The 18,055-nt window shown below is 64.3% G+C and carries 17 protein-coding genes; 5 read left to right on the top strand and 12 right to left on the bottom strand.

From position 1 onward, the window contains the following. Positions 1 to 6 precede the first annotated feature (6 nt). The 7 genes from DPM35_RS30440 to cyoA are packed head-to-tail and all read right to left on the bottom strand — an operon-like array spanning position 7 to position 6,877. Complete coding sequence (locus DPM35_RS30440; protein WP_181592233.1) at positions 7 to 540, bottom strand: response regulator transcription factor; 534 nt, start codon at positions 538 to 540, stop codon at positions 7 to 9. Then, a complete protein-coding gene (locus DPM35_RS30435; protein ID WP_112131190.1) occupies positions 530 to 1,879 on the bottom strand; it encodes an ATP-binding protein in 1,350 nt (449 codons plus the stop codon). Before DPM35_RS30435 ends, DPM35_RS30440 begins: the two co-directional genes overlap by 11 nt. Then, positions 1,876 to 2,682, bottom strand: a complete 807-nt coding sequence (locus tag DPM35_RS30430) for an SURF1 family protein (protein ID WP_112131189.1) — start codon at positions 2,680 to 2,682, stop codon at positions 1,876 to 1,878. Before DPM35_RS30430 ends, DPM35_RS30435 begins: the two co-directional genes overlap by 4 nt. After that, on the bottom strand, positions 2,679 to 3,053 hold the full coding sequence (gene cyoD / locus DPM35_RS30425; protein ID WP_112131188.1) for a cytochrome o ubiquinol oxidase subunit IV: 375 nt from the start codon (positions 3,051 to 3,053) through the stop codon (positions 2,679 to 2,681). The genes DPM35_RS30430 and cyoD overlap by 4 nt, the downstream gene beginning before the upstream one ends. Beyond that, a complete protein-coding gene (gene cyoC / locus DPM35_RS30420; protein WP_112131187.1) occupies positions 3,050 to 3,676 on the bottom strand; it encodes a cytochrome o ubiquinol oxidase subunit III in 627 nt (208 codons plus the stop codon). The genes cyoD and cyoC overlap by 4 nt, the downstream gene beginning before the upstream one ends. 2 nt (positions 3,677 to 3,678) lie before the next feature. Then, entirely contained in the window at positions 3,679 to 5,685 is a 2,007-nt protein-coding gene (cyoB, locus tag DPM35_RS30415; protein ID WP_112131186.1) for a cytochrome o ubiquinol oxidase subunit I, read from the bottom strand. Positions 5,686 to 5,695: 10 nt separating this feature from the next. Beyond that, complete coding sequence (gene cyoA / locus DPM35_RS30410) at positions 5,696 to 6,877, bottom strand: ubiquinol oxidase subunit II (protein ID WP_112131185.1); 1,182 nt, start codon at positions 6,875 to 6,877, stop codon at positions 5,696 to 5,698. A gap of 198 nt (positions 6,878 to 7,075) precedes the next feature. Here cyoA and DPM35_RS30405 point away from each other — a divergent pair, with 198 nt between their 5' ends. Beyond that, positions 7,076 to 8,389 carry an MFS transporter gene (locus DPM35_RS30405; protein ID WP_112131184.1) on the top strand — a complete coding sequence of 438 codons (1,314 nt, stop codon included), beginning with the start codon at positions 7,076 to 7,078 and terminating at the stop codon, positions 8,387 to 8,389. Between the two features lie 139 nt (positions 8,390 to 8,528). Here DPM35_RS30405 and DPM35_RS30400 read toward each other — a convergent pair whose 3' ends face one another. Continuing rightward, positions 8,529 to 9,548, bottom strand: coding sequence for an NAD-dependent epimerase (locus DPM35_RS30400; RefSeq protein ID WP_245431721.1), 1,020 nt, complete (start codon positions 9,546 to 9,548; stop codon positions 8,529 to 8,531). A gap of 399 nt (positions 9,549 to 9,947) precedes the next feature. Between DPM35_RS30400 and DPM35_RS30395 the strand changes: the two genes are divergently transcribed. Continuing rightward, positions 9,948 to 10,388, top strand: coding sequence for a hypothetical protein (locus tag DPM35_RS30395; protein ID WP_112131182.1), 441 nt, complete (start codon positions 9,948 to 9,950; stop codon positions 10,386 to 10,388). Between the two features lie 7 nt (positions 10,389 to 10,395). Here DPM35_RS30395 and DPM35_RS30390 read toward each other — a convergent pair whose 3' ends face one another. Together DPM35_RS30390 and DPM35_RS30385 are read right to left on the bottom strand one after the other, a co-directional pair. Continuing rightward, on the bottom strand, positions 10,396 to 11,538 hold the full coding sequence (locus DPM35_RS30390; RefSeq protein ID WP_112131181.1) for an NAD(P)/FAD-dependent oxidoreductase: 1,143 nt from the start codon (positions 11,536 to 11,538) through the stop codon (positions 10,396 to 10,398). A 128-nt stretch (positions 11,539 to 11,666) separates the two neighbouring features. After that, positions 11,667 to 12,332, bottom strand: coding sequence for a peroxiredoxin (locus DPM35_RS30385; RefSeq protein ID WP_112131180.1), 666 nt, complete (start codon positions 12,330 to 12,332; stop codon positions 11,667 to 11,669). A 133-nt stretch (positions 12,333 to 12,465) separates the two neighbouring features. Between DPM35_RS30385 and DPM35_RS30380 the strand changes: the two genes are divergently transcribed. The 3 genes from DPM35_RS30380 to DPM35_RS30370 all read left to right on the top strand — a co-directional run bounded on the left by DPM35_RS30380 (position 12,466) and on the right by DPM35_RS30370 (position 15,656). Beyond that, complete coding sequence (locus DPM35_RS30380; protein WP_112131179.1) at positions 12,466 to 14,169, top strand: AfsR/SARP family transcriptional regulator; 1,704 nt, start codon at positions 12,466 to 12,468, stop codon at positions 14,167 to 14,169. Then, positions 14,114 to 14,740 carry a hypothetical protein gene (locus DPM35_RS30375; RefSeq protein WP_245431720.1) on the top strand — a complete coding sequence of 209 codons (627 nt, stop codon included), beginning with the start codon at positions 14,114 to 14,116 and terminating at the stop codon, positions 14,738 to 14,740. The genes DPM35_RS30380 and DPM35_RS30375 overlap by 56 nt, the downstream gene beginning before the upstream one ends. 88 nt (positions 14,741 to 14,828) lie before the next feature. After that, positions 14,829 to 15,656 carry a pseudouridine synthase gene (locus DPM35_RS30370; RefSeq protein ID WP_245431719.1) on the top strand — a complete coding sequence of 276 codons (828 nt, stop codon included), beginning with the start codon at positions 14,829 to 14,831 and terminating at the stop codon, positions 15,654 to 15,656. 166 nt (positions 15,657 to 15,822) lie between these two features. On the opposite strand, the gene DPM35_RS30365 is transcribed toward DPM35_RS30370, so the two are convergent. Together DPM35_RS30365 and DPM35_RS30360 are read right to left on the bottom strand one after the other, a co-directional pair. Continuing rightward, a complete protein-coding gene (locus DPM35_RS30365) occupies positions 15,823 to 16,404 on the bottom strand; it encodes a histidine phosphatase family protein (protein ID WP_112131178.1) in 582 nt (193 codons plus the stop codon). A gap of 132 nt (positions 16,405 to 16,536) precedes the next feature. Further along, complete coding sequence (locus DPM35_RS30360; protein WP_112131177.1) at positions 16,537 to 17,874, bottom strand: dicarboxylate/amino acid:cation symporter; 1,338 nt, start codon at positions 17,872 to 17,874, stop codon at positions 16,537 to 16,539. Positions 17,875 to 18,055 lie beyond the last annotated feature (181 nt).

Raw genomic sequence — 18,055 nt, 5'->3', positions numbered from 1 at the left:
GCCCGCCTACTGCACCACGCGCTTCTCGAGCTTGCGGGCAAGGGTACGCCGGTGCAGGCCGAGCCGGCGCGCGGTCTCGGAGATGTTGAAGCCGGTCTCGACCAGGGTCTCGTGGATAAGCTCCCATTCGAGGTTCTTGATCGAGGTGGGGCGGCTGGTGAGCGGCACCGAAACGTCGCCCTCGGCGCGGCCGAAGGCGGCTTCGATGTCGTCGGTGTTGGCAGGCTTGGCCAGATAATGGCACGCGCCGAGCTTGATGGCCTCGACCGCCGTGGCGATGCTGGCAAATCCGGTCAGCACGACGATGCGCATCGACGGGTCGCGGGCGCTGAGCAACTTGACGCATTCGAGCCCCGATCCCGCTCCGAGCTTGAGATCGACGACGGCGTAGGCCGGAACGGCTTTTTCAAGCGCGGCCAGCAGCGCGTCGCGGTCGTGGCAGACCACGACGTGGTAGTCGCGCTTCTCAAACGAGCGTTTGAGCGTGCGCGCGAACGTCGCGTCGTCCTCGACGACGAACAGGGATCGATCAGGCTTCACGATCGCCTCCATCGGTCAGCGCCGCCAATGGCAGCGAAAGGGTAACGCAGGCGCCCTCGCCCGTGTTGCGCGCCGAAACGTCGCCGCCGAGCTTGCCCACGACATTGAACACCAGGAAGAGACCCAAGCCGCCGCCCGGACGCCCCTTGCTCGACATATAGGGCTGGCCGAGCCCGGCCAGAATATCCTTGTCGAAACCCGGTCCGCGATCCTTGACGGTGAACACCAGCTTCTCATCCTGCCGCTCAGCGGCGATGCCGACCCAATCGTGCGATGCTTCCAGCGCATTGTCGAGCACGTTGAAGATCACTTGCCGCAGCGCCGTGTCGGACACGATCGGCTCGTCCGGCTCGAAACCGTTGCTGAAGTCCAGCTTGGAAGGCTGGCGGCTGACACGCCACTCCTGGACGAGGTCGTCGAGGAACTGGCGGATCGTGGTGCGGATCGTGCCCTCGCCCCGTGCCTGGCCGGAGGACATGAGGATGCCGGTGACGATGCTTTTGCAGCGCTCGATCTGCGCCTGCATCTCGGCAACGTCCTCGGAAAGCTCGCGGTTGCGCTTGACGCTCTGCATCTGGCGCCAGTCGGACAGGATGACCGATATGGTCGAGAGCGGCGTGCCCAGTTCATGCGCGGCGCCAGAAGCCAGCAGACCCATGCGCACGATGTGGTCCTCCTCGGCCGAACGCTGGCGCAGGTCGGCGAGGTAGGCATCGCGTTCGCGCAGGTTGCGGTTGATGCGCGTCATGAAGATCACGATCAGCCCGGCCGCCAGCACGAAGCAGATGAACATGCCGCGCAGATGCAGCGCCAGAAGATCGCTGCCGCCGTGATGCGGGAGAGCGATCGGCTGGAAAACGAAGATGAGGAAGACGAAACAGGCCGAGGCAGCCACGACCAGGATCCAGGTCGACCATGGAGCCAGCAGCGCGGCGCCGAGCGTGATCTGCAGCAGATAGAGCGATACGAACGGGTTCGAGGCGCCGCCGCTCAGGTAAAGCTGCGTGGTCAGCGCCGCCATGTCGAAGATCAGCGCGACGAAGAGCTGCGCGTTGCTGATGCGGCGATTGCCGCGCAGGGCGAGCAGGCTGAAGATGTTCAACCCGACGAGGAACAGCACCACGCCGGCCATCTCGGTGAGCGGCAGCGGGATGGCGAACCAGTATTGCGTCACCAGAATGGTCAGCACCTGCCCGGCCACCGCCAGCCAGCGCAACTGGATGAGGAGCAGCAGGTTCTTCCTGTTCGTCACATCGGCGTTCGAGACGGCGCCCTGGCCGGCAAGAGGAGCCGCTGGGAGCGGCTTCCGGTTATGAAGCCGCGCGATCGAGATGTTCATCTTGCCGCGTCCCGCTTCCGACGCCCGGCAAAAATCGGCCTAGCCAGGGCGATCGCCAGCATCGCCGCCAGGGCAAACCAGGTCAAAGCATAGACGAGATGACTGTTGCGGAAGGTGACGACGGTTAGGCCGCCGCGCGGCCAGCCATCCGCGCCGGACCTCCCGGCATCGATGAAATAGGGCGCGACATCGGTCAGGCCGCGCGCCTTGGCGATTGCCGCGACGTCGCGCGAGTACCAGCGATTGGCCGCCGGATCGTTGCTGCGCAGGAAACCGCCGCCGGGCTCGCTGATACGCAGCAGTCCGTCGACCGTCGCAGGCGACCTCGGGCCGCCGCTCTCTTGTTGAAATTCGGCCTTGCTCTCCTGCGGAACGAAGCCGCGGTTGACGAGGACCGTGAACCCGCGATCGTCGCGCATCGGCGTCAGCACCCAATAGCCACCGCCGAGTTCGGTCACCGCCTGCACCAGCGTGCTGGCGCCGCCAGAAAAACTGCCGGTGAGGCGTACATGGCGATATTCATAGCCGCCCGCGTCGACATCAGCCCATGCCGCGGGTCCTGGAGCATCGACGACCGGAGCATGGATGCGCTGGTCGACGCGGGCGATCAGGTCGAGCTTCCAGACCCGTCTTTCCAGCTGCCATATGCCGAGCCCGACAAAGACCAGGACGCCGAGAAATCCGAGCAGCAGGAGGAACCATCGCGACGCCATGCCAACACCCTGCGGCGATGCGACGAAGGAGCCGGCGCGGCCGGCGATGTCGTCCGCCCTTATCCTCCCGGCGCCCGATACATGGCTCATGGCATCTGCTGCATCTCGTGGAGACCGGGCATCATGTTGGCGTTGAGGTGGTACATCACCCAGAGCGAGCCACTCAGCACGATGACGACGAGGATCACCGTGAAGATCAGCGCCAGCATCGACCATCCGCCTTCCGAGGCGGGGTTCATATGCAGGAAGAAGATCATGTGCACCACGATCTGCACCGCCGCGAAGGCCATGACGATGATGGCCGTCGCCTGCTTGTTGTCGATGGCGCCGGTCATGACCATCCAGAACGGGATGGCGGTCAGGATCACCGACAGGAAGAAACCGACCAGGTAGCCCTTCAGCGACCCGTGCGCGACGCCGCCATGCGCGTGGTCGTGACCGGCATGATCATGAGCGCTCATCTCAACGTCCCCATCAGATAGACGAAGGTGAAGACGCCGATCCAGACGACGTCGAGGAAATGCCAGAACATCGAGAGGCACATCAACCGGCGGCGATTGGCTTCGATGAGGCCATGTCTCGCGACCTGCACCATCAGCGTCACCATCCAGACGATGCCGAAGGTGACGTGCAGGCCGTGCGTGCCGACCAGCGTGAAGAAGGACGACAGGAAGGCGCTGCGCTGCGGCGTGGCACCCTCATGGATCATATGCGCGAATTCGTAGAGCTCGATGGACAGGAAGGCGAGGCCGAACAGCATGGTCACCGCGAGCCAGCCTTGTGTCGCGCCGACGCGGCCCTTGTCCATGGTCAGCATGGCAAAGCCATAGGTGATCGAGGAGAGCAGCAGCATGGTGGTGTTGACGGCCACCAGGCCGAGGTCGAACAGGTCCTTCGGCGCCGGACCCGCCGCGTAATTGCCGCCGAGCACGCCAAAGGCCGCGAACAGCATGGCGAAGATCAGGCAGTCGCTCATCAGATAGAGCCAGAAGCCGAGCATAGTGCTGCCGCCTTCGGCGTGCGCATGCTCCTCTTCCAAGTGGAAGACCGGTTCGGCGCCGGCCGTGATCGCCGTCGATGCCATGCTCAAGCCCTAGCCCCCTCAGCGGCGAGGAGCGCCGTCCTCGCCTCCTCCGTTTGGGCGACCTCGGCCGCCGGGATGTCGAAGTCGCGGTGATAGTTGAAGGTGTGGCCGATCGCCGTTGCGATCAGGCAGACGAAGCTCAGCGCCGCCAGCCACCACATGTACCAGATCAGCCCGAAGCCGAGGGCGACGCTGAAGACCGCCAGGATGACGCCGGTGCCGGTGTTCTTCGGCATGTGGATCGGCTTGAAGCCAGAGAGCGGGCGCCGGTAGCCGGCCTTCTTCATGTCCCACCAGGCGTCGTTGTCGCGAATGATGGGGGTGAAGGCGAAGTTGTAGGCCGGCGGCGGCGAGGAGGTCGACCATTCGAGCGTGCGGCCGTCCCAGGGGTCGCCGGTGACGTCGACCAGCTCGGCGCGCTTGCGGATGGAGACGAAGATCTGGACCAGGAAGGCGGCGATGCCGGCGGCGATCAGCACCGCGCCGAAGGCGGCGATGACGAACCAGATCTGCAGCGAGGGGTCGTCGAACACCCGCATGCGGCGCGTCACGCCCATCAGACCGAGGATATAGAGCGGCATGAAGGCGAACCAGAAGCCGAGCACCCAGCACCAGAACGAGACCTTGCCCCAGAACGGATCGAGCCTGAAGCCGAAGGCCTTCGGCCACCAGTAAGCGATGCCGGCGAACAGGCCGAACAGCACGCCGCCGATGATGACGTTGTGGAAATGCGCGATCAGGAACAGGCTGTTGTGCAGCACGAAGTCGGCCGGCGGCACGGCAAGCAGCACGCCTGTCATGCCGCCGACAACGAAGGTGAGCATGAAGGCCACCGTCCACATCATCGGCAGCTCGAAGCGGATGCGGCCGCGATACATGGTGAACAGCCAGTTGAACATCTTCGCCCCGGTCGGGATGGAGATGATCATCGTGGTGATGCCGAAGAAGGAATTGACGCTGGCGCCGGAGCCCATGGTGAAGAAGTGGTGCAGCCAGACCAGATAGGACAGGATGGTGATGACGACCGTGGCGTAAACCATCGAGGTGTAGCCGAACAGGCGCTTGCCGGAGAAGGTCGAAGTGACCTCGGAGAAGACGCCGAATAGCGGCAGGATGAGGATGTAGACCTCCGGGTGACCCCATATCCAGATGAGGTTCACATACATCATCGGGTTGCCGCCGAAGTCGTTGGTGAAGAAGTTGGTGCCGACATAGCGGTCGAGCGCCAACAGCGTCAGCACCGCCGTCAGCACCGGGAAGGACGCCACGATCAGCACGTTGGTGCAGAGCGAGGTCCAGGTGAAGACGGGCATGCGCATCATGGTCATGCCGGGCGCGCGCATCTTGATGATGGTGCAGATCAGATTGATGCCCGACAAGGTCGTGCCGACGCCGGCGACCTGCAGCGCCCAGATATAATAATCGACGCCGACATCTGGACTGTAGTTGATGCCAGACAGCGGCGGATAGGCCAGCCAGCCGGTGCGGGCGAACTCGCCGACGAACAGCGAGGCCATGACCAGGATGGCGCCGCCCACCGTCATCCAGAAGCTGAAATTGTTGAGGAAGGGGAAGGAAACGTCGCGCGCGCCGATCTGCAGCGGCACGACGAAGTTCATCAGTCCGGTGACGAAGGGCATCGCCACGAAGAAGATCATGATCACGCCATGGGCGGTGAAGATCTGGTCGTAGTGATGGGCGTTGAGATAGCCTTCCGAACCGTTGAAGGCGATGGCCTGCTGCAGGCGCATCATGATGGCGTCGGAGAAGCCGCGAAGCAGCATGACGAGGCCGAGCACCATATACATGATGCCGATCTTCTTGTGGTCGACGCTGGTGAACCACTCGCGCCACAGATAACCCCAAAGCTTGAAATAGGTGACGGCGCCGAGGAGCGCCAAACCGCCGAGCGCCACCACCACGAAGGTGGCAACGACGATCGGCTCGTGCAGCGGCAGCGACTCCAAAGTGAGGCGGCCGAAGATGAATTTGGTCAGCGACTCAGGCATCCGCCATCCCTCACAATTCGAAGCGCAGCAGGCCGAGCGAAGGCCTCTCGGCGTCAGCGCGGCGGGTCCCCGCACCGGGCGCGAGCAGGCCGACGCCGCGCAGCGGAGACAGGTCCCTGAGCGGCCAATCCCTGTCATCGTCGTTACGGGCCGCGCGCGAGGCGGCGGCAGCCTCCTCCGCCGTGCAGATGCTGGCGACATAGGACGGATCGGTGCCGAACACCGCGCCGCGGCGGGCGACCTTGTCGTATTGCAGCGGCAGGGTATTGCGGACGCCGGCGAGCCCCAGGCCGCCCTTGGCGTCGATCGACATCATCTCGTTCATGCACATCTTGCCGGGCTCGACACACAGATTGAGGATGGCGCCGAAGAGGTCGGGATCGATGGAGGCATAGTGCCGGACCGGCTCGTGCTCGCTCGGGCGTTCGAGCTCGAGATAGCTCTCGCGGGTGAGCGCGGCCTGCGCGCTCTTGGTCTGATTTACCCAGTCGGCGAAGGCCTGGTCGGACAGACCGTGGAAAGCAAAGCGCATGCCGGAGAAGCCGGCGCCGCTGTAATTGGCCGAGAAGCCGGTATAGGTGCCCGGACGGTTGACGACGGCGTGCAGCTTCGTCTCCATGGCAGGCATGGCGTAGATCTGCCCGGCAAGGGCCGGAATGTAGAAGGAGTTCATCACCGTGGACGAGGTGATGCGGAAGTCTATCGGCTGGTTGACCGGCGCCGCCAGCTCGTTGACGGAGGCGATGCCATAATCCGGATAGATGAAGAGCCACTTCCAATCGAGCGCGACGACCTCGACCCTGAGCGGCTTGTGGTTCTGCGTCACCGGCTGTCCCGGCTCGATCCGGTCAATGCGCCGGTAGGGGTCAAGCAGATGCGTGCCGAGCCAGGTGAGCGCGCCCAGACAGATGATGACGAGAAGGGGCGCCGCCCAGATCACCAGCTCCAGCTTGGTCGAATGGTCCCAGTCAGGCGTATAGGTCGCCGTGGTGCTGGATTGCCGGTAGCGCCAGGCAAAGAACACGGTCAGCACCATGACCGGCACGATGATCAGCAGCATCAAAAGGGTCGAAACGACGAGCAGGTCGCGCTGCTGCGCCGCCACGTCGCCCGCGGGCGCCAGCACCACCAGATCGCAGCCGCTCAGCAGAACGGCCAGGGGGAAGAGAAGCAAGGCTCCGGATCGTTTCATCAAATGCTGCTCTCGATAGTCCGGCGCAACAGGCCTATCATGTTGCAATGCGGTATCGACCAACGGCTACCGCTGACAGGCCCGAGACGACATTGGACAATTTGTCCAATGCCCAGTCAGGGCGGCTTTGGCGAAAGTGTGCAACGCACAATGGGATGACAATCGTGTCCCGCATCCAACTCGGTGGCGACGGAATAGATGGCTGAAACTTCGACTGCCGAAACTGACAGCAGGCTGATCGGCTCGCATCACGGCCAGGTCAGCGCAGGCGATATCGCTGTCGGCGTGATCATCGGCAGGACGTCGGAATTCTTCGATTTCTTCGTCTATGCGATCGCTTCCGTGATCGTGTTCCCCAAGCTTGTCTTTCCGACGCATGATCCGCTGGTCGGTACGCTTTACTCTTTCGCCATCTTCGCGCTGGCCTTCATCGCGCGTCCGTTCGGCACGGTGCTGTTCATGGCGATCGACCGTGCCTATGGCCGCGGCGCCAAGCTGACAATCGCGCTTTTCCTGCTCGGCACCTCGACCGTCGCGATGGCGTTCCTGCCGTCCTATGAAGATGTCGGCGCGGTCGCCGCCTGGCTGCTGGCGCTAACCCGGTTCCTGCAGGGCCTGGCGCTCGGCGGCACCTGGGACGGCCTGCCGTCGCTGCTGGCGCTGAACGCGCCGCAGAACCGGCGCGGCATCTATGCGATGATCCCGCAACTCGGCGCGCCGATCGGGCTTATCGTGGCGAGCTCGCTGTTTGCCTTCTTCGTCGCCAACCTCTCGGCTGACGATTTCTTCAGCTGGGGTTGGCGCTATCCGTTCTTCGTCGCTTTCGCCATCAATGTCGTGGCGCTGTTTGCCAGGCTGCGCATCGTCGTCACGCCCGAATTCTCGAAGCTCTACGAGAGCGGCGACCTGCAGCCGACACGCATCAGGGACATGATCAGCACGGAAGGCCGCAACGTCGTTGTCGGCGCTTTCGCACCGCTGGCGAGCTTCGCTCTGTTCCATATGGTGACGGTGTTCCCGCTGTCCTGGGTGTTCCTGTTCACCAATGAAGGGCCGGAGCGCTTTCTGGTGATCGAGGCGGTGAGCGCGCTGTTCGGCATCGCCGCGATCGTCGCCTCGGGGCCGCTGGCCGACCGCGTCGGGCGTCGCGCCCTGCTCGGCGGCGGCGCCGTCGCCATCGCCGCATTCAGCGGCTTTGCCCCGCAGCTCCTCAACGGCGGCACCGTCGGCGAGACCGTGTTCATGGTGCTGGGCTTCATCCTGCTGGGCTTGAGCTTCGGACAATCCTCGGGCGTCGTCGCGTCGAGCTTCTCGCGCCAGCACCGCTATACCGGCTCGGCGGTGACGTCGGACCTCGCCTGGATGTTCGGCGCCGGCTTCGCGCCGCTTGCAGCGCTGCTGCTGGCCGGCACGTTCGGCCTCGTCGCCGCCGGCGCCTATCTGCTTTCAGGCGCGGCCTGCACACTGCTCGCGCTTTGGATCGACAGGCAGGCCTCGACGACCGGCCGTTAGTACCCGGCCGCTAAAGCGCGTCGCGATCTTTCAGATTCGCTCCATGCGCTTTAGGTTTTTGATTTTACGCATGTCTTTATCTCGAAACTGGTTCCCACCTTCGGGAGACATGCTTTAGCACATTGTCGCAGGCGGCCAATCAGACCTGGTAGAAGTCCCGATACCATTCGACGAAGCGCGGAACGCCGACCTCGATCGAGATTGTGGGCTTGAAGCCGGTCGCCTCCTCGAGCGAGGTGACGTCGGCATAGGTCGCCAGCACGTCGCCCGGCTGGAGCGGCATCAGGTTGCGGATTGCCTTGCGCCCGAGCGCGTCTTCCAGCACGTCGATCAGCCGGCTCAGTTGGACAGGTGAACTGTCGCCGATATTGTGGATCCTATACGGCGCATTGCTTGTAGCCGGGTCCGGGGCCGCGCTTGTCCAACCGGGGTCGGGCGTCGCGGGGTGCTCCATGACGCGGATTACGCCCTCGACGATGTCGTCGATGTAAGTGAAGTCCCGCTGCATGTTGCCATGGTTGAAAACGTCGATCGGCTGGCCGGCGAGGATGGCCTTGGTGAAGATGAACAAGGCCATGTCGGGCCGGCCCCACGGACCGTAGACGGTGAAGAAGCGCAAGCCTGTGGTCGGCAGCCCGAACAGATGGCTGTAGGTGTGGGCCATCAGCTCGTTCGCCTTCTTGCTGGCGGCATAGAGGCTCAAGGGATGATCGGCGGAATCATGCACCGAGAACGGCATGCGCGTGCTGCCGCCATAGATCGAGCTCGACGATGCATAGACGAGATGACGGACCGAGGCCTGACGGCACCCTTCCAGGATGTTGAGGAAGCCGTTGAGGTTGCTTCGCGCATAGACATGCGGATTGATCAGCGAATAGCGGACCCCCGCCTGCGCGGCGAGATTGACGACGATCTCCGGCGCGACCGAGGCAAAGATCGCCGAGATGCGGTCGTGGTCGGCGAGATCGACATGCTCGAAACGAAAGTTCGCGAACCCATTCAGCCGCTCGAGCCGGGCCTGTTTCAGCGCAATGTCGTAATACTCGTTCATGGAATCGAGGCCGACAACCTGCCGGCCTTCGGCAAGCAGCCTGTGGCAGAGGTGAAAACCTATGAAGCCGGCTGCGCCGGTGATCAGGATCGGCTTGCTCGACGTCAATGCGTGCCCCCAACGTTGTGGCCAGACCATTCACCGACCTGTCGCTCGCCGACGGCTCGCAGTCACGTTCAGGTGGCCGAGAAACTTCCTTGTATGGCAGGCTATCGGCGAATTCAACGATACGTCGTCCTGCGCCGCCGCGACATGGGCCTCGTAGTTGGTCCCTATCCGGTCGATAATGGCCTACATTAAGACAATCCGCGCCCCGCAAGTCCGAATGCCACCGATATCCCGAAGCGCAAGTTCGATCTCAAAGTGGACATTTATGTACGGGCTAGCCATGGGACCGAGTGGACTTTCATGGAATTTCTTTGCTCTCATTGACCAAATTGAGGATTTTGATTTCTTGGTGATCTTCCTTCCCTGGGGCAAACTGCTACCGGGCTTTCAGGAGGAGAAATGAGAGCACGCGCGGCGACGGTCGGAGACCTGGAGGATGTTTTCCGCGGCCTGTCCAAGCGGATGTCGGACGAATATGTGGCGGCCGGCAAGGACAGCAAAAGCGCCTATGACAATCTGATGATGAATCTGAAGGAAGGCCGAGCGCACGCGCTCGTGCAGGACGACAGGACAGTGGCGATCATCGCCTGGCATGAGCATGCGGACGCCGCCGATACGCTGTTCGCCGCGCGGGAGGATTTCTTCAACGCCGCGACGGTCCGGTTCTGCAAGCGGCACATCCGCCATATCCAGGCGCTTGCCGGCAACCTTCCGATACATTCGCGCAGTTGGCTGCAGCGGCCCGACGTCGCGAGGTGGTTCCGCGTGATCGGCTATATCGACCGGGGACGGAAGAACGGCGCCACCTTGTTCGAGCTGCCGCCCTCTCGCAACGGCTGAAGGCGGTTCACGAACCGAACCATCGCGATCGCCGGCTTGAGCCGAACTTCTCCTTGTCGGCGCGCAGCGCCACCGAAGGCTCGTAGTAGTTGCCAGTCGGCGCGGGGCCAGAGAAGAAATCGACCTCGACCTTGCCGATGCGGCCGCCACCGAATTCGATGTAGCAGGTGCCGAAGCCGTCGTAGAGCGTGCCGCTTCCGCTTTGGCGCAATTTTGCGACCAGCGCGGTGGCCACCGCCCGTGCCGCGCCTTCGGCGAACACGCCCGCCTTGGGCGTCCCGGTGTTGGCGCCGTCGCCGACCGCGTAGACATTCTCATACTTGGTTTCGAGCGTGCGCGGGTTGACCGGGATCCAGCCGTTCTCCGCCATGCGGCTTTCCAGCACCACCGGCGGCACGCGATGTTTGGGGACGCCGAGGAAAAGGTCGAACGGCATTTCGGCGCCATCGTCGAGAACCGCCACGTTGCGGGCATTGTCGACGGAGGCGACTCGCCGGCTCGGGATGAACTTGATGCCGCGCTCGGCGAAGGCCGCCAGCAGTGCGCGCGAGGTGTCGGGCGAAGGCGGTACCGGGCTGCCGAGCGGCAGCACCAGCGATATCTCGCAGGCCTCGCGCGCACCCTGCCGCGTCAGGTAGTCGTGCAACATCAGCACGCATTCGCTTGGCGCCGGCGGGCATTTGTAGGGCGCACCGCAGACACCGACCATCGCCCTGCCCTTTTTGAAGGTGGGCAACACATCGCGCAGCCGCTCCGCACCGGCAACCGAATAGAACTCGTTGGTTCCCGACAGCCCGGGCGTGGCGTCGAAATCATATTCGGCGCCAAGCGCCACGATCAGGTAGTCGGCATCGAAGACGCCGTCATCGGTGGTGACTCGCCGCCTTTCCGGATCGATCGCGGTGATGGTGCGCTTCAGCAGGCGTACGCCCGGCTTGGCGTAGCGGCTGTATGGCAAGCGCACCGCCTCCGGCGCCTTCAGGCCGAACATCACGTCGAGCTTCGAAAAGCCGAATATGAAAGCGTCGCTCTTGTCGATTAGCGTGACGTCGATGCCGTCGCCCATCGCCTCGGACAGCAGCGTCGTCAGTTCCAGGCCGCCGAAACCTGCTCCCAAAACGACGATGCGTGGTTTCCCTGCAGTGCTCATCCCGGTTCCCCATAGCCATGCCGTGGCGCCGGATTGAACTCGTTCATTGCCTTTCAGTGGCAGCGAGGGCGCTCTCTCAGACGCCCTCGCCATCGGCATCCGCCGCCCTTAGGCGGTCGTCTGCCCTGTCAGGTCAGCACAGGCTGAGGGACGATGCGGATGTAGGGCTTCGGTTCCTTCCAGCCCTGCGGATAAAGCTGCTTGGCCTCATCATTCGACACCGAGCCCGCGATGATGACGTCGTCGCCGGGCTTCCAGTTGACCGGCGTCGCCAGGCGATGCTTCGCCGTCAGCTGCAGGGAATCCACCACGCGCAGCACCTCGTCGAAGTTGCGACCCGTCGTCATCGGGTAGGATATGACCAGCTTGATCTTCTTGTCCGGGCCGATGACGTACACATTGCGCACCGTCTGATTGTCGGCGGCGGTGCGGCCGTCGGCGCTGTTGCCGGCCGAGGCGGGCAACATGTCGTAGAGCTGCGAGACGGCCAGCGTCGGGTCGCCGATCATCGGGAAGTTCGGCGCCATGCCCTGCGTCTCGGCAATGTCTTTCGCCCAGCCGGCATGCTTGTCGACCGGGTCGACGGACAGGCCGATGACCTTGACGCCGCGTTTGTCGAATTCGGGCTTGAGACGGGCCATATAGCCGAGCTCGGTCGTGCAGACCGGCGTGTAGTCCTTGGGATGCGAGAAAAGGATGCCCCAATCCTTGCCCAGCCATTCATGGAAGGAGATCGGACCTTCTGTGGTGTCGGCCGTGAAATCAGGGGCGATGTCTGCGATACGGAGTGACATTGTTGTGTTCCTTTCCGGTTGGAATTCGATTGCGGGGCTAAATTAGGAAATCTATGTTCCGCCAGCGTTCCCCGACGACGACCCGCCCGGTGACGGCTTCGGCGGCGACGCTCGTTCTTTCGGACGGTGCTGCATGCGCGTTTCGATCCACCTGCTCGGCGGGTTCGCCGTCAGCGTCGATGACCGGGTGGTCCCGGCGGCGGAGTGGCGTCGCGACTGCGCCGCGGCGCTGGTCAAGCTGCTTGCCTTACGGCCTGGGCATCGCGCCCACCGCGAGCAGATCATGGAGACCTTCTGGCCAGACACGGACCCCGACGCCGCCGGCGCCAGCCTGCGCAAGGCCGTCCATTTCGCGCGCCGCGCGCTGGGCAGCCACGACCTGATCGACGTGAGCAACGATATTGTGGCGCTCGCCGCGGATGTCGAACTGGCGATCGACACCGAGAGCTTCGAAATCGCCACGAAGGCTGCCCTGCGAGGTGGCGACAGCAAGGCCTTCGCGCATGCCGCCGACCTCTACGGGGGCAGGCTCCTGCCCGACGATCTGTTCATCGAATGGCTGGACGCTCCTCGCGCGCAGCTGCAGCAGCGCTACAGCGACCTGTTGCGCGCCGGCGGTCTCTGGCAGCGGCTGATCGCGCTCGACCCGGCCGACGAGCAGGCGCAATGCGCGCTGATGCAGGCAGCACTCGATGCCGGCAACCGCGTGGAAGCGATCCGCCAATTCAACCAGCTTCGCGACAATCTGCATGCCGAGCTCGGCGTCGGGCCGAGTGCCGCGACCATCGCGCTTTACGAGAAGGCGCTGGCGCTTTCGGGACCGGAGACGGTCAACCCTTCGGAACGCATCCGCACCTCGCTGGCCTGGGGCCTGGTGCACCTGCAAAGCGGCGAGTTCGACAAGGCAAGCGAGATCGCCCGGCAGACACGCGATCTGGCGCTGGGCGCCGATCTGCCGCGCGAGGTCGGCGAGGCGAGCGCGCTGCTGGGCATCGCATCGATGATGCAGGCCCAGTGGCCGCAGCTGTTCCGGTCCGAATTCATCGAATGGGTCCGCGCCAAGCCGGCCTTTGTGCAACATGTCTTCGATGGGCATCTCTGCCTCTCCGAGTTTTGTCTGTGCAGCGCCAAAGGTCATGCCGAAGTCGCGGGACTGGCACAGGAACTGCTCGCCGTCGCCGAGGAAGCGGAATCGAACGCTGGACGCGGCCTCGCCTGCCTGCTTCTGGGTGAGGCTTCGCTCTTTTCAGGCGAGCTCGACAGGGCCGAGCAGTTCCTCACCGAAGCAGAGCGGCTGTTGCTCGCGGCGGATGCGGTCGCCGGCCGCGTGTTGGCCATCGAGCGGCTGGCCGAGATCGCCCTGGAGCGGGGCCAGAAATGGCGCGCCAGCCGCCTGATCCAGCGCGGCCTCGCCGATGCCGAACGTTCATGGCTCTCGCCACATCTCATCATGCGCATGCAGGCCCTGGCCGTGCGGGCGGCATCGACGCCGAAGATGGTGGCGGAAGAGATCCTCGCCGGCGACAGGTTGTTGACGCCCGGCGCCTGCCAGCCCTGCTCGATGGCGCTGCGCACCGCTTCGGCGATCGCGCTTGCCGAAGCTGGCGAGTTGGAACAGGTCGACCGTCGCCTGAACGACGCCGAGCGTATCGCCGGCATGTGGCAAGGCGGCCCTTGGGCGGCAGCCCTTTGGGAGGCGCGCGGCGTGCAGCGGCGGGCACAGGACAAGGAAGTGCGCGCGCTCGCCGCCTTCGAAGAGGCTGCCAGCCGCTACGAAGAGCTTGGCCGGCCGCGCGACCAGGCCCGATGCCTGGCGCGGATGGGAAATCACGGCTGAGCTTGCGCTTGAGGCCAATCGGCGGGATGGTATGGAAGGCAGCCGGGGGCGCTGGCACGCCGGATATGCATGGCTGCTGGAAATCGAGATGGTGCGCGCTTGCCTGGCCTTTGTCGCCCTTATAGCCCTGATAGGGCCGACAGAAGCGGGCGAGCGGCTGTCCCATCTTTTCGACCGCTCCGACCTGGCAACGACCTACTCCGGTGAATCCGACCTGCTGACCGCCTATACGACCGGCATGGCGCGCTATCGTCTGTTGCTCGCCGGCGTCACCGGCACAGCCAATCTCGCCGCACCGCTCGAACCCCTCCAGCTGCGGCCAGAATTCCAGCAACGGACATGGCGTTCGGCGGACGGCAGCCTGCTGCAGGGCTTTGTCGGCAAAGGCGGCTTCCGGCTGACCACGGGAAACTGCGTCGCCCGCATCTGCACGGCCAGCGAATGCAGCGAAGCCGGCTGGCCGCTCTATGCCTGCAGCGACGGGCGGAAGCGCAAGATGTCGGTCAAGAGCTTCGTGACGGCAACATTCGACGGCGTCCCCTACCGGCGGCTGAGCGCGCCGAAGGAGTGACATTGGCGACGCGAGCCGGATAGCTTGCGCTGATCTCGCCAGGCGTGGCATCGGTTGCAGCGCTTTGAGACGTCCGAAGACAAAGATAGTGGCACGCCGACCCGACCGACGATCTGCAACCCCAAAGGTCAGCCTCGCCCGAGCGCTGTCCAAACTCGGCTTCTGCTCGCGCACGCAGGCCGAGCGCCTCGTCGCGGAGGGGCGTGTGCAGGTAAACGGCAAGACGGTGCGCGATGCCTTGCTACGCTTCGATCCCGACCGCGACCGCATCACCGTCGACGGCGAGCGCGTCGTTACCGAGCGCAAGGTCTATCTGATGCTCAACAAGCCGCGCGGGCTGGTCACCACCCGCGACGACCCGGAAGGCCGCGGCACCGTCTATGACTGCCTGGAGGGGCTCGACCTGCCGTTCGTGTCGCCGGTCGGCCGGCTCGACAAGGCGAGCGAAGGCCTGCTTTTGATGACCAACGACACGCGCTGGGCGAACGGCCTGCTCGACCCCGCCTCGCATGTCGCCAAGACCTATCATGTGCAGATCGCGGCCGTGCCCGACGAGGAAATGCTGGATCGCTTTCGCCAGGGCGCCGTCGCCGATGGCGAGTTGCTCACGGCAAGCTCGATTACGCTGCTGCGCAGCGGCGGCCGCACGGCCTGGCTGGAGGTCGTGCTCGACGAAGGCCGCAACCGGCAGATCCGCAGGCTGCTTGGCGCTTTCGATATCGAGGTGCTGAGGCTGGTGCGCGTCGCGATCGGCGGTCTTCAGCTCGGCGAGCTTGCCAAGGGTCAGGCGCGGCATTTGACGAGCGAGGAGGTGGCGATACTTGCTGCCCCCGAACTTCGTCATCCACGGGCAGAGCGAGAGCGAAGCGGACGCATAGACCCGAAGATCCATTCCGTGACCTCGCGCGAGGGTTAACACGGTGCAAGACGGGGGTCGTTCTGAATCGCCGTAACGCGGATAGGTAACGGAATGGATTCTAGGGTCTGCGCCGCGTCGCTTCGCTCCTTGCTCCGCCCTAGAATGACGAGGCTGAGGGGTTTCGCCCAATCTCCAGGGCACCTGGGCTGCTATTGAGCTGCCGCTACTTCTGGTTCCACCGCCGGATGACCGGCTCGGTCAGGTCGTGCTCATAGCCGACGACGCTGAGGCTGGCGGTGTCGAGCACGAAATGCTCGCCGCCCTCCGGCGGCAGGCCTACCCAGCGCGCCGCGAAGACACGCAGGAAATGCGAGCTGGAGAAGACGAGCACGTTGCCGGCAATCGCGCGCAGCCCGGCGATGATCGCGTCGGCGCGGGCGCCGACATCGGCCGCAGTCTCGCCGTTCGGGCAGCCGTCGCGGAACAATTGCCAGCCGGGGCGCTTCGACAGGATTTCCTTGGTCGTCACGCCTTCATAGGCACCATAGTCCCATTCCTGCAGGTCCGGTTTCTTGACCGCGCGCTCGCCGAAGCCGGCGAGCCGGCAGGTGTCGAAGGCGCGCTGCGAGGGGCTCGACCAGACCGCCTGGAAGGCCAGGCCCTTGAGCCGGTCGGCGACGCCACGCGCGGCGTCCTCGCCTTTGGCGGTCAACGGGATGTCGGTGCGGCCGGTGTGCCTGCCCGAGGCGCTCCATTCGGTCTCGCCATGGCGGACCACGTAAATTTCGGGAAAAGCACTGCTCATCGACCGCCCTCTCGGCTGAATGTTTCGCCGAGAAATCCGGCTCGCGCAGCCTATGCGGCGGCCGACAAAAAGAACAGGCCGCGGCGATTGCCGCGACCTGCATAGGCTTAGGAGGATGCCTGAAGTTGCCTGTCACTCCGCGGGCAGCAGCCCGCCCGACAGCGCGAGGTCGGCCTCCTCCGGCAACTGGCCGGCCATGGCGGCGGCGAATTGCTTCTGGTCGAGCTCGCCTTCCCAGCGCGCCACGACGATGGTCGCCACCGCATTGCCGACGAAGTTGGTGAGCGCGCGGCATTCCGACATGAAGCGGTCGACGCCGAGGATCAGCGCCATGCCGGCAACCGGCACCGAAGGCACGACCGAAAGCGTGGCGGCCAGCGTGATGAAGCCGGCGCCGGTGATGCCGGCGGCGCCCTTCGAGCTCAGCATGGCGACGAGCAGGAGCAGGATCTGGTCGCCGAAGGTGAGCGGCGTGTCGGTCGCCTGGGCGATGAACAGGGCTGCAAGCGTCATGTAGATGTTGGTGCCGTCGAGATTGAAGGAATAGCCGGTCGGGATGACCAGGCCGACCACCGAGCGGTTGCAGCCGGCGCGCTCCATCTTGGCCATCAGGCCGGGCAGCGCCGCTTCCGACGACGAGGTGCCGAGCACCAGCAGCAGTTCTTCCTTGATGTAGCGGATCAGCGCCAGGATGGAGAAGCCGTTGTACCATGCCACGGCGCCCAGAACGACGAGCACGAAGAGCAGCGACGTCAGGTAAAAGGTGCCGATCAGGAAAGCGAGATTGGCGATCGTGCCGATGCCGTATTTGCCGACGGTGAAGGCCATGGCGCCGAAAGCGCCGATGGGAGCTGCCTTCATCAGGATGGCGACGAGGCGGAAGATCGGCGAGGTCAGCGCCTGCAGGAAATCGACCACGGGGCGGCCACGCTCACCGACCAGCGCCAGCGCTATGCCGAACAGCACCGAGAAGAACAGCACCTGCAGGATGTCGCCCTGCGCGAAAGCGCCGGTGATGGTGTCGGGGATGATGTTCATCAGGAAGCCGACGATGGTCGTGTCATGCGCCTTCTCTGTGAAGGTCGAGACCTTCGAGGCATCGAGTGTCGCCGGATTGATGTGCATGCCGGCCCCGGGCTGGATGACGTTCGACACGACGAGGCCGACGATCAGCGCCAATGTCGAGAAGACCAGGAAATAGATCATCGCCTTGCCGGCGACGCGGCCAACCTTGTGCAGGTCGGAGACGCCCGCGATGCCGGTCGCGACGGTGAGGAAGATCACCGGCGCGATGACCATCTTGACCAGCTTGATGAAGGCGTCCCCGAGCGGTTTCAGCGACGCGCCCAGATCGGGATAGAAATGTCCAAGCAGGATGCCGGCGGCGATCGCCACCAGGACCTGCGCATAGAGATGCCGGTAAAAGGGAACCTTGCCGCGCGGTTCGGCGGCAGCGATTGCTGTCTGCATGATATCCTCCGTTCGGCCCCCGATCGAGACGCTCGACCTCCCAGGGGGCTGTTGACCTCCGCAGCCTCGCGGCTGCTGTGGAGGCATTTGCAACACGCGTGCCAGATCGCATCCGCAGTCCCTGAACACTGATTTCGTTGGCTTTTCCGAAAAGGAGATACGTGTCTTCGACAGCTCTCGT

This window comes from Mesorhizobium atlanticum, from assembly GCF_003289965.1.
Lineage (GTDB): Bacteria > Pseudomonadota > Alphaproteobacteria > Rhizobiales > Rhizobiaceae > Mesorhizobium > Mesorhizobium atlanticum.
The sequence above is the reverse complement of the archived record's forward strand: the minus strand, read 5'-3'. Positions and strand labels throughout refer to the sequence as shown.